The organism is Staphylococcus sp. NRL 16/872 (assembly GCF_022815905.2).
Classification (GTDB): Bacteria; Bacillota; Bacilli; order Staphylococcales; family Staphylococcaceae; genus Staphylococcus.
Genome location: NZ_CP119327.1, coordinates 463,550 through 478,371, shown reverse-complemented (window position 1 = coordinate 478,371; position 14,822 = coordinate 463,550). Strand labels below are relative to the sequence as shown.

The following is a 14,822-nucleotide window of genomic DNA, read 5'->3' as shown; positions in this document are numbered from 1 at the left end:
TTGAAACTTCATTCAAAAATATAAATAAAACTCCTCTTGATCTATCACAAGAGGAGTTTTACCAACTAATTATTATTTAGTTTGTTGTCTTTTTTTATAACCACCAAGTAATAACATGCTTCCAATAAGTGCCATTAAATAACTTAATGATAATGATCCTGACTCACCTGTATTAGGTAATGCATATTTTCTTGCTACTACTGTTCTATATTGTTTCATAGCTTCAGTCATAGTGTAACCATGTCCATGGTAGTTAACATGAGAACGATAATTAGATTTAGTATATTGATCATGTTGTTGAGAATGACCATGTTGATTTATGTCTCTATCATAATTAAATCCGTTATGTTCTTGATGGTTATGTGCGTAATTATTGAAACTATGTTGATTATTAACTTCATAGTATTCATGTCCATTATTATATCTATGTTGCTCATAACCATATGGAGTATGGTATTTAGAATGATCATAATTAAAATCGTTATGATGACCGAATTCACGGTGATTGTAATATTTATAATCCATGTGATGTGGTGCAATTGGTTGTCTTGGTATTACAATACTTGGATGATTAGTTAAATCAATATGAATATTGCCATCATTATCAAGATAATAATATTGAATTGTAGATGCTTTACCATTTAAACATGGCACGCATAATTGTCTACCATCTGCTAACAATATAATAGTATTTCCATGGTTATCAATATAGTAATTAGTTACTACATTTGGTACAGTAGTTGGATTATATTTTGGTGCTGAAGATGATCCTTCAACGATTAATTTTTTATTATCACTAAAGACAATAACTGTATTACCGTTTTGATCTTTATATGTTTCTTTAGTAATAACAGAGTGGCCATCTTGGCCTTTTGGTATTGTCACTGAATGTCCATCACTAAATTCGATGACTGTATTTCCTTCTTTTGTAATTCTTTGACCGACAATTGTAATTGAGCTACCATTTTGGCCATCTCGACCATTTTCAACTGTAATTTTATGTCCATCACTAAATACTACAACTGAATTACCATTTTGATCTTTATATGTCTCTTTTATAGTAACTGAATGACCATCTTGACCTCTTGGTATTGTTACAGAGTTACCGTCACTAAATTCAATGATTGTATTTCCTTCTTTTGTAATTCTTTGGCCAATAATTTTTACTGTAGTACCGTTATAAACATTGTTACCATTTTGACCATTATAGCCATTATTTCCATTTTGGCCGTTGTATCCGTTATAGCCGTTTTGGCCATCTCTGCCATCGCGACCGTCTCGACCATCACGTCCGTCTCGTCCATCGCGACCTTTTTCAATTGTAATATTATTTCCATAACTAAATACTACAACGGTATTGCCATCTTTATCTTTATGAGTTTCTTTAATAGTTACAGAATGACCATCTTGACCTCTTGGTATCGTTACAGAATGACCGTCTGAAAATACAATTATTGTATCGCCACTCGAAGTTATTCTTTGACTAGTAATAGTTATGGATTGACCATTTTCACCTTTCGGTATTGTGATTGTTTTACCATCCGTAAATGTGATTACAGTATCTCCATTTGGTAATTTCGCTGTTGTTTGAATGCCAATTGAATGACCGTCTTGACCTTTCGGTAATGTTATTGTACGTCCGTTATTGAACATAATCACTGTATTACCCGCGCCGTCAGTATGAGTATTTGTGATTACAATTGATTGGCCATCTCGTCCATCTTGGCCATCTTTACCTTTTGGTATTGTCATTGACTTACCATCGGTGAATGTTACTACTGTATCGCCGTTCGCATTTTGTGTGATGGCTTGGATACCGATTGAGTGGCCATCTTTACCTTTTGGTACGGTTACTGTTTTGCCATCACTAAATGTAATGACAGTATTTCCTGCACTATCTGTACCTGTTGTTGTAATTGTAATCGATGTGCCATTTCGTCCATCTTCACCTTTATCACCTTTCGGTATTGTGATTGTTTTACCATCTGTAAATGTAATCACTGTATCTCCGTTTGGTGATTTCGATGTTGTTTGAATACCAATTGAGTAACCATCTTGACCTTTCGGTAAGGTAATTGAACGTCCGTCGTTGAACGTAATCACTGTGTTGCCTGCGTCGTCTGTATGTGTATTTGTGATCACAATTGATTGACCATCTCTACCGTTTTGACCGTCTCGGCCATTTTGGCCATCTTGACCTTTTGGTATTGTGATTGTTTTACCGTCGGTGAATGTGATCACTGTATCGCCGTTTGGTGATTTCGATGTTGTTTGAATGCCAATTGATTGACCGTCTTGACCTTTCGGTAATGTTATTGAGCGTCCATCATTGAACGTAATCACTGTATTACCTGAACCGTCGGTATGAGTATTTGTGATTACAATTGATTGACCATCTCGACCATTTTGGCCGTCTCGGCCGTTTTGGCCATCTCTACCTTTTGGTATTGTCATTGACTTACCGTCGGTAAATGTCACTACGGTATCGCCAGCCGTATTTTGTGTGATGGCTTGGATACCAATTGAGTGACCATCTTGACCTTTTGGTACAGTTACTGTTTTGCCATCGCTAAATGTAATGACAGTGTTACCTGCACTATCTGTGCCTGTTGTTGTAATTGTAATCGATGTGCCATTTTCACCTTTTTCACCTTTCGGTATTGTCATTGACTTACCATCTGTAAATGTGATCACTGTATCTCCACTTGGTGATTTCGATGTTGTTTGAATACCAATTGAGTGACCATCTTGACCTTTTGGTAATGTAATTGAACGTCCGTCATTGAACGTAATCACTGTATTACCTGAACCGTCGGTATGGGTATTTGTGATTACGATTGATTGACCATCTCTACCGTTTTGGCCATCTCTACCTTTTGGTATTGTCATTGACTTACCATCGGTAAATGTTACTACTGTATCGCCAGCCGCATTTTGTGTGATGGCTTGGATACCAATTGAGTGGCCATCTTGACCTTTTGGTACAGTTACTGTTTTGCCATCGCTAAATGTAATGACAGTATTTCCTGCACTATCTGTGCCTGTAGTTGTAATTGTAATCGATGTGCCATTTTGACCGTCTCGGCCGTTTTCACCTCTATCACCTTTCGGTATTGTGATTGTTTTACCATCTGTAAATGTGATCACTGTATCGCCGTTTGGTGATTTCGATGTTGTTTGAATGCCAATTGATTGACCGTCTTGACCTTTCGGTAATGTTATTGAGCGTCCATCATTGAACGTAATCACTGTATTACCTGAACCGTCGGTATGAGTATTTGTGATTACAATTGATTGACCATCTCGACCATTTTGGCCGTCTCGGCCGTTTTGGCCATCTCTACCTTTTGGTATTGTCATTGACTTACCGTCGGTAAATGTCACTACGGTATCGCCAGCCGTATTTTGTGTGATGGCTTGGATACCAATTGAGTGGCCATCTTGACCTTTTGGTAATGTAATTGAACGTCCGTCATTGAACGTAATCACTGTATTACCTGAACCGTCTGTATGGGTATTTGTGATTACGATTGATTGACCATCTCTACCGTTTTGGCCATCTCTACCTTTTGGTATTGTCATTGACTTACCATCGGTAAATGTCACTACGGTATCGCCAGCTGTATTTTGTGTGATGGCTTGGATACCAACTGAGTGGCCATCTTGACCTTTTGGTACGGTTACTGTTTTGCCATCACTAAATGTAATGACAGTATTTCCTGCACTATCTGTGCCTGTTGTTGTAATTGTAATCGATGTACCATTTTGGCCATCTCGACCATTTTCTCCTCGGTCACCTTTCGGTATTGTGATTGTTTTACCATCTGTAAATGTGATCACTGTATCTCCGTTTGGTGATTTCGATGTTGTTTGAATACCAATTGAGTGACCATCTTGACCTTTCGGTAATGTTATTGAACGTCCGTCGTTGAACGTAATCACTGTATTACCTGAACTGTCTGTATGGGTATCTGTGATTACGATTGATTGACCATCTCGTCCATTTTGGCCATCTCTACCTTTTGGTATTGTCATTGACTTACCATCGGTAAATGTTACTACTGTATCGCCAGCCGCATTTTGTGTGATAGCTTGGATACCAATTGAGTGGCCATCTTGACCTTTTGGTACAGTTACTGTTTTGCCATCGCTAAATGTAATGACAGTATTTCCTGCACTATCTGTGCTTGTAGTTGTAATTGTAATCGATGTACCATTTTGGCCATCTCGACCATTTTCTCCTCGGTCACCTTTGTCACCTTTCGGTATTGTGATTGTTTTACCATCCGTAAATGTAATCACGGTATCTCCATTTGGTGATTTCGCTGTTGTTTGAATACCAATTGATTGACCGTCTTGACCTTTCGGTAATGTTATTGAGCGTCCATCATTGAACGTGATTACTGTGTTACCTGAACCGTCGATATGGGTATCTGTGATTACGATTGATTGACCATCTCGACCGTTTTGGCCATCTCTACCTTTTGGTATTGTCATTGACTTACCGTCGGTAAATGTCACTACGGTATCGCCAGCCGTATTTTGTGTGATGGCTTGGATACCAATTGAGTGGCCATCTTGGCCTTTTGGTACAGTTACTGTTTTGCCATCACTAAATGTAATGACAGTATTTCCTGCACTATCTGTGCCTGTTGTTGTAATTGTAATCGATGTGCCATTTTGACCGTCTCGACCGTTTTCACCTCTATCACCTTTCGGTATTGTGATTGTTTTACCATCTGTAAATCTAACCACTATATCTCCGTTTGGAGATTTCGATGTTGTTTGAATACCAATTGAGTGACCATCTTGACCTTTCGGTAATGTTATTGAACGTCCGTCGTTGAACGTAATCACTGTATTACCTGAACCATCTGTATGGGTATTTGTGATTACGATTGATTGGCCATCACGTCCATTTTGGCCATCTCGACCTTTTGGTATTGTCATTGACTTACCATCGGTAAATGTCACTATTGTATCGCCAGCTGTATTTTGTGTGATGGCTTGGATACCGACTGAGTGACCGTCTTGACCTTTTGGTACAGTTACTGTTTTGCCATCGCTAAATGTAATGACAGTATTTCCTGCATTATCTGTGCTTGTAGTTGTAATTGTAATCGATGTACCATTTTGGCCATCTCGACCATTTTCTCCTCGGTCACCTCTATCACCTTTCGGTATTGTGATTGTTTTACCATCTGTAAATGTGATCACTGTATCGCCGTTTGGTGATTTCGCTGTTGTTTGAATGCCAATTGATTGACCGTCTTGACCTTTCGGTAATGTTATTGAACGTCCATCATTGAACGTAATCACTGTATTACCTGAACCGTCGATATGAGTATTTGTGATTACAATTGATTGACCATCTCGACCATTTTGGCCGTCATGTCCGTTTTGGCCATCTCTACCTTTTGGTATTGTCATTGACTTACCGTCGGTGAATGTTACTACTGTATCACCAGCCGTATTTTGTGTGATGGCTTGGATACCAATTGAGTGGCCATCTTGACCTTTTGGTACAGTTACTGTTTTGCCATCGCTAAATGTAATTACAGTGTTACCTGCACTATCTGTGCCTGTTGTTGTAATTGTAATCGATGTGCCATTTTGACCGTCTCGGCCATTTTCTCCTCGGTCACCTTTCGGTATTGTGATTGTTTTACCATCTGTAAATGTAATCACGGTATCTCCGTTTGGTGATTTCGCTGTTGTTTGAATACCAATTGAGTGACCATCTTGACCTTTTGGTAATGTAATTGAACGTCCATCATTGAACGTAATCACTGTATTACCTGAACCGTCGGTATGGGTATTTGTGATTACGATTGATCGACCATCTCTACCGTTTTGGCCATCTCTACCTTTTGGTATTGTCATTGACTTACCATCGGTAAATGTTACTACTGTATCGCCAGCTGTATTTTGTGTGATGGCTTGGATACCAATTGAGTGGCCATCTTGACCTTTTGGCACGGTTACTGTTTTACCATCGCTAAATGTAATGACAGTATTACCTGCACTATCTGTGCTTGTAGTTGTAATCGTAATCGATGTGCCGTTTTCACCTTTTTCACCTTTTGGTATTGTGATTGTTTTACCATCTGTAAATGTAACCACTGTATCTCCGTTTGGTGATTTCGATGTTGTTTGAATACCAATTGAGTGACCATCTTGACCTTTCGGTAAGGTTATTGTATGTCCGTCGTTGAACGTAATCACTGTATTACCTGAACCGTCTGTATGGGTATCTGTGATTACGATTGATTGACCATCTCTACCGTTTTGGCCATCTCGACCTTTTGGTATTGTCATTGACTTACCATCGGTGAATGTTACTACTGTATCACCAGCTGTATTTTGTGTGATGGTTTGGATACCGATTGATTGACCATCTTGACCTTTTGGCACGGTTACTGTTTTGCCATCACTAAATGTAATGATAGTATTACCTGCACTATCTGTGCCTGTTGTTGTAATTGTAATCGATGTGCCATTTTGACCGTCTCGGCCATTTTCTCCTCGGTCACCTTTGTCACCTTTCGGTATTGTGATTGTTTTACCATCTGTAAATGTGATCACGGTATCTCCATTTGATGATTTTGTTGTTGTTTGAATACCAATTGAGTGACCATCTTGACCTTTCGGTAATGTTATTGAACGTCCGTCGTTGAACGTAATCACTGTATTACCTGAACTGTCTGTATGGGTATTTGTGATTACGATTGATTGACCATCTCTACCGTTTTGGCCATCTCGACCTTTTGGTATTGTCATTGACTTACCATCGGTAAATGTCACTATTGTATCGCCAGCTGTATTTTGTGTGATGGCTTGGATACCGACTGAGTGGCCATCTTGACCTTTTGGCACGGTTACTGTTTTACCATCGCTAAATGTAATGACAGTATTTCCTGCACTATCTGTGCCTGTAGTTGTAATTGTAATCGATGTGCCATTTTGACCGTCTCGGCCGTTTTCACCTCTATCACCTTTCGGTATTGTGATTGTTTTACCATCTGTAAATGTGATCACTGTATCGCCGTTTGGTGATTTCGCTGTTGTTTGAATGCCAATTGATTGACCGTCTTGACCTTTCGGTAATGTTATTGAACGTCCATCATTGAACGTAATCACTGTATTACCTGAACCGTCGATATGAGTATTTGTGATTACAATTGATTGACCATCTCGACCATTTTGGCCGTCATGTCCGTTTTGGCCATCTCTACCTTTTGGTATTGTCATTGACTTACCGTCGGTGAATGTTACTACTGTATCACCAGCCGTATTTTGTGTGATGGCTTGGATACCAATTGAGTGGCCATCTTGACCTTTTGGTACAGTTACTGTTTTGCCATCGCTAAATGTAATGACAGTATTTCCTGCACTATCTGTGCTTGTAGTTGTAATTGTAATCGATGTACCATTTTGGCCATCTCGACCATTTTCTCCTCGGTCACCTTTGTCACCTTTCGGTATTGTGATTGTTTTACCATCCGTAAATGTAATCACGGTATCTCCATTTGGTGATTTCGCTGTTGTTTGAATACCAATTGATTGACCGTCTTGACCTTTCGGTAATGTTATTGAGCGTCCATCATTGAACGTGATTACTGTGTTACCTGAGCCATCTGTATGGGTATCTGTGATTACGATTGATTGACCATCTCTACCGTTTTGGCCATCTCTACCTTTTGGTATTGTCATTGACTTACCGTCGGTAAATGTCACTACGGTATCGCCAGCCGTATTTTGTGTGATGGCTTGGATACCAATTGAGTGGCCATCTTGGCCTTTTGGTACAGTTACTGTTTTGCCATCACTAAATGTAATGACAGTATTTCCTGCACTATCTGTGCCTGTTGTTGTAATTGTAATCGATGTGCCATTTTGACCGTCTCGACCGTTTTCACCTCTATCACCTTTCGGTATTGTGATTGTTTTACCATCTGTAAATCTAACCACTATATCTCCGTTTGGAGATTTCGATGTTGTTTGAATACCAATTGAGTGACCATCTTGACCTTTCGGTAATGTTATTGAACGTCCGTCGTTGAACGTAATCACTGTATTACCTGAACCATCTGTATGGGTATTTGTGATTACGATTGATTGGCCATCACGTCCATTTTGGCCATCTCGACCTTTTGGTATTGTCATTGACTTACCATCGGTAAATGTCACTATTGTATCGCCAGCTGTATTTTGTGTGATGGCTTGGATACCGACTGAGTGACCATCTTGACCTTTTGGTAATGTAATTGAACGTCCATCATTGAACGTAATCACTGTATTACCTGAACCGTCGGTATGGGTATTTGTGACTACGATTGATTGACCATCTCTACCGTTTTGGCCATCTCTACCTTTTGGTATTGTCATTGACTTACCATCGGTGAATGTTACTACTGTATCACCAGCCGTATTTTGTGTGATGGCTTGGATACCGATTGAGTGGCCATCTTGGCCTTTTGGTACAGTTACTGTTTTGCCATCGCTAAATGTAATTACAGTGTTACCTGCACTATCTGTGCCTGTTGTTGTAATTGTAATCGACGTGCCATTTTGACCGTCTCGTCCGTTTTCACCTTTTTCACCTTTTGGTATTGTGATTGTTTTACCATCTGTAAATGTGATCACTGTATCTCCATTTGGTGATTTTGTTGTAGTTTGAATGCCAATTGAGTAACCGTCTTGACCTTTTGGTAATGTAATTGAACGTCCATCGTTGAACGTAATCACTGTGTTGCCTACGCTATCTACATGTGAATCTGTTATTACGATTGATTGACCATCTCGGCCATTTTCTCCTCGGTCACCTTTGTCTCCTTTAGGAATAATGATAGATGTATTATCAGAGAAAGTAACTTTTCGATCACCATTTTGTTCAACTGTATTACTTAAAATAGTTATTGAATGGCCGTCTTGTCCTTTTTCTCCTTTCGGTATTGTAATCGACTTACCATCTGTAAATGTCACTAAAGTATCGCCACTTGGTAATGTTGTAGTTGTTTTAATGCCGACTGACTGACCATCATGACCTTTAGGTATTGTTATACTTCTACCATCACTAAAATGAACTATTGTATTACCTGAGCTATCAGTTTCTGTACTTGTAATACTTATAGAAATTCCATCATGACCTTTTTCTCCACGGTCGCCTTTAGGAATGGTCACTGATTTTCCATTTGTAAATACAATAACTGTATCACCTTGTTGATTTCTATCAACTGATTGAATTTCAATTGAATGACCATCTTGGCCTTTCGGTATTGTGATGCTTCTACCGTCATTAAATGTAATTATTGTATTTCCTACTTCATCTATATGTGTATCGGTAATTACGATTGATTTACCATCGTGACCATTTTGTCCGTCCTGACCTTTTTCTCCACGTTCACCTTTTGGTATAGTGATTGATTTACCATCTGTAAAGGTTACAACTGTGTCGCCTTGCGCATTTTTACTTATATTTTGAATACCAATAGAACGTCCTTCTTGACCTTTAGGAATACTGATAGATTTACCGTCACTGAAATGAACAATCGTATTATCAGATTCATCAGTGCTTATATTCGTAATAGTAATTGATGTTCCATCATGGCCTGTTTCTCCACGTTCACCTTTAGGAATTTCCATAACTTTACCATCACTAAAATGAACAATTTTATTACCATTCGTAGCAGTTTCAATTTGGGTAATACTGATAGAAGTACCATTATCGCCTCGGTCACCTTTATCACCTTTAGGAATAATAATAGATGTATTATCAGAAAAAGTAATTTTACGGTCGCCGTTAGATTTTACTATATTACTTGTGATTGTAATTGAATGACCATCTGCACCTCGTGCTCCAACTTCTCCTCGATCACCTTTTGCTCCTTTTGGTATTGTCATTGTTTTTCCATCTGTAAAGGTTACAACTGTGTCTCCATTTTCTTGTGATTTAATAGAAAGAATACCAATCGATATACCATCTTGGCCTTTTGGAATCGTCATTGCTTTACCATCTGTAAAGTGAACAATTTTATTTCCCGAAATATCAGTTTCAATATTTGTTATACCAACTGAGGTACCATTGTCACCTCGGTCACCTTTATCACCTTTATCACCTTTCGGAATAATAACCGATGTATTATCTGAGAACACAATTCTACGATCACCATTTGATGTAACGGTATTACTTGTGATTGTAATTGAGTGACCATCTGCACCTCGTGCTCCAACTTCTCCTCGATCACCTTTATCACCTTTATGAATCGTCATTGTCTTGCCATCTGTAAAGATTACGACTGTATCTCCATTGGCTTGTGGTGTGATTGTTTGGATACCAATTGATGTACCGTTGTCGCCTCGGTCACCTTTATCACCTTTATCGCCTTTCGGAATAATAACCGATGTATTATCTGAGAACACAATTCTGCGGTCGCCATTTGATGTAACGGTATTACTTGTGATTGTAATTGAGTGACCATCTGCGCCTCGTGCCCCGACTTCACCTCGGTCACCTTTATCACCCTTACGAATCGTCATTGTCTTGCCATCTGTAAAGATTACGACTGTATCCCCATTGGCTTGTGGTGTGATTGTTCGTATACCAATCGATGTGCCATCTTGGCCTTTTGGTACAATCATTGTTTTTCCATCTGTAAAATGAACAACTTTATCACCGGAAGTATTCGTTTCAATATTTGTTATACCAATTGAAGTTCCATTATCACCTCGATCACCTTTGTCACCTTTCGGAATTGTGATTGTTTTTCCATTGGTAAATGTAATTATGGTATCTCCATTTGATGATTTTGTTGTTGTTTGAATGCCAATAGATGTGCCATCTTGGCCTTTTGGAACTATCATTGTTTTTCCATCGCTGAAATGAACTACTTTATTGCCTGTTGTATCAGTATCAATAGTCGTAATACTTATTGAAGTTCCATTGTCACCTCGATCACCTTTATCACCCTTAGGTATGATTAAACATGTATTATCTGAGAAAACAATTTTACGATCTCCATTTGGTTCGATGGTTCTACTTATAATAGTGATAGAATGTCCGTCTGCACCACGTGCTCCAACTTCACCTTTATCACCTTTGTCACCTTTAGCTCCCTTAGGAATTATCATTGTCTTACCGTCTGTAAAGGTTACAACTGTATCTCCATTAAAATGTGATGTAATTGTTTGAATTCCTATTGATGTTCCATTGTCACCTTTGTCACCCTTATCTCCTTTAGGAACTATCATTGTTTTTCCATCTGTAAAATGAACAACTTGATTGCCTGTCACATCAATCTCAATGTTTGTTATACCAATAGATGTTCCATTGTCGCCTTTATCACCTTTATCACCTTTGTCACCCTTAGGTATGATTAAGCACGTATTATCTGAGAAAACAATTTTACGATCTCCATTTGGCTCTACTATATTACTAATAATAGTAATTGATTGACCGTTTGCACCATCTTCACCACGATCACCTTTAGCTCCTTTAGGTATTGTCATTGTTTTACCGTCTGTAAAGGTTACGATTGTATCCCCATTCTCTTGAGATGTAATTGAACGTATACCAATTGATGTTCCATCATGACCTTTAGGGATTGTCATTGTTTTACCATCTGAAAAATGGACTACTTTATTTCCTGCTCTATCTGTTTCGATTCTAGTGATACCTATTGATGTACCATTATCGCCTCGATCACCTTTAGCGCCCTTAGGTATTGTCATTGTTTTTCCATCTGTAAAGGTTACGACTATGTCTCCACTTGTTTGTGGAATGATAGTTTGAATTCCTATTGAAGTACCATTGTCGCCTTTTGGTACTATCATTATTTTTCCATCTGTAAAATGAACAACTTTATTTCCTGCTGAATCAGTATCAATATTTGTTATACCAATAGATGTTCCATTGTCCCCTTTATCACCCTTATCTCCTTTAGGAATAACTAGAGTAGTATGATCAGAAAATACAATTCTACGGTCACCATTTGCTTCTACGGTATTACTAGTAATAGTAATTGAATGACCATCAGCTCCACGTGCACCAGCTTGTCCACGATCACCTTTATCCCCTTTTGCACCTTTTGGAATTGTCATAGTCTTACCATCTGTAAAGGTTACGACTGTATCTCCATTAGTTTGTGTTGAAATCGTTTTGATACCAATTGATGTACCATCTTGACCTCGAACACCAGCTGGAATGATCATTGAAGAATGATCACTAAATTCAACAGTAGTATTTCCATCATTATCTTTAGATATGTTTGTAATTGTTATTGATTGACCTGCAGGGCCTTGTGGTCCTCGTGCTCCAGTTTGACCGCGATCGCCTTTATCGCCTTTAGGTCCTTTAGGTATTTTAAGCGTAGTACGATCACTGAAATGTACGATAGTATTACCGTCTGAATCTACAGTCGTACTAGTAATTGTAATTGAGTGGCCTGCTGCTCCTTGTGGACCACGAGCTCCTGTTGCACCAGTTTGACCACGATCACCTTTATCACCCTTGTCGCCTTTTTCGCCTTTAGGAATACGTATAGTTCTACCATCGCTAAATATAATGACGCGTTCTCCAGTAGATGGATCTAAGTGTTCATCAGTTATTGTTATTGAACGACCATCTTGACCCGGTAAACCATCTGGCACAAAGAAACGGCTAATTTGTTGACCAGTAGTCGCATTAGTAATCGTTACCCAGCTTCCTGGTTTTCTATTATTATCTACACCACGTTGAACATTAGTATTAAGGTTAGGTGTTCTACCATCTCTAGGGACAATTGTTTTACCTGGGCTACTTTTTTTACCATCTAGTGTCGCAATAGCTGAAATGCGATCACCTTCTTGTAAAGAATAATTTGGCAAATTCAAGTTGAAACGTCCATTGCTATCAGCTGTAGTATGATATTCTCTACCTGCTACATAAATAGCTAATTGTGCATTGGGACTTGTTTCACCACTAACAGTATTAGCACCAGATAATTGTGGTTCAATAATTGGTGCTAATGGTCCACTAAGGTTGGAATCATTAACTGCACCCACACCGATAGCTACAATTCTATTTACAGGGGCTTCATCATAAGTTTGTTTGACAAATCGACCTATAAATTGATTATTATAACTTACAGAAGTATATAATGTGCCGTGTTTACCATTTCGTCCTTCTCTTTGAACGACTTGTTGACCAACCGGTACATCTTTAGATACTACATATTCAGTTTGGAATGGTACTACTTGTACATCCGAAGCATCATCAGTTGAGACTATATGAGCATCGACATTTCCATCACCTTGTACTTTACCTTCCTCATAAAAATAATTTTGGAAAGATGAAGGATTAAATTGAGAAGTAGGATTTTCCTCTCCATCAGTAAACATGTCAACATATCCATTGAAACCTAAGTCTCCATTCCAATTTCGAACCGGAAGGCTAAATCGATACTCAATACGTCCACCATTATTTACGAATAGTCTTGTTATTTGAAGTCTTGAAGTAAATACATAGCCTTTAGGGTAATTAAAGCGTCCTTGTGTAACCATATTCATATTATTTGATATAGTGCGTCCACCAGTTGTAGTGTAAGAACCAGTTATAGTACTAGGGACATTATATCCAGAACCGAAATTAAATCCTGCTAATTCTGCCATATGAGCATGTTCGGATGCTGAAGGATCGACTTTCCACGTTACAGTGAAATCCATAGTATTATTTCGGCGATTAGGTTGTGCATGTAAAGTATAATTAACCGGGGCTTGATCTACTGCTGTATGACCTCTACCTGTAATAGTTAGACCATTTTGTGGGTTAACGCCAACTATTCTTTTTAAATCAGCTACTGAATTAACATTTTGGTTGTTTATTTTATTTGAACTACTTGGAGTTACGGCATAGACGCTGTAACGAGATGTTTGTTCATTCGCATATTTAATTCCTGCTGACATAATTGCTTTAAATGCTTCTTGTGCAGTTGTATTATTAAGATTGATATTTACACGTTTTAGTATTTCTGCAACATCTGCTTCATCATATGAATCAGTTAGTAAATCATGTATCAATTTTTCACGATTAGTAGATTTGTTGTATTGAGTTATAAACTCTTGTGGTGCTTCTGGAATAGCCGAAGTATCTACTTCTACGTCGCCACTAGGATAAGTTGCTTCTAAACTAGCTGCTCTTTCTCTAGTATTGTCTTGATAGTGTAAATCTTTTTTAGTTTCTTTTGTTGAATTTGAAGAATCTTTACTTTCTTCTTGTTTAACTTTCTCTTTATTATCAACTTTTTCTACTTTAACATCTTCTTTTTTAGAATTATCAGATTTTTCAACTTCTTTATGTTCATCCGAAACTTCGTTATTATCATTTATTTTTGTTTTATCTACTTTATTATCTTGGGTTTCTTTTGTAGTAGAAGATGCATTGACTGATTCTTCATCTACGTTTGGTTTTTGTTCAATTTTTTTAACTTCCGTGTTATTTTGGGATTCGTTTGTCTGAGGTGGTGCAATCGCTTGTTCATCAGAGGATTGTTCAATAGCTTGTTTACTTCCATCATTACTTTGGGCTTGCGCTTCATTACTCAAACCAAAAATTAAAGTAGTCCCTACGAGAATCGAAGCCGTACCAATAGTAAATTTTCTAATAGAATAATTATTATGTCTATTTAGAAACGGACCTATTTTATTGTTAGATTTTTCTTTCAATGATGTCACTTCCTTGGTGTAAATTCTGAATGGTAAATCTCATTTAATAATAGCATTATTTTATATTTATAACAATACTATATTAAATGCATATTATTAATAAAATTATACTATTTAATTTC

1 protein-coding gene is annotated in these 14,822 nt (G+C 38.0%); it reads right to left on the bottom strand.

Annotated elements, in window-relative coordinates:
• Window positions 1-72: 72 nt before the first annotated feature.
• Complete coding sequence (locus MT340_RS02175; RefSeq protein ID WP_243603534.1) at window positions 73-14,700, bottom strand: YSIRK-type signal peptide-containing protein; 14,628 nt, start codon at window positions 14,698-14,700, stop codon at window positions 73-75.
• Window positions 14,701-14,822: the final 122 nt, after the last annotated feature.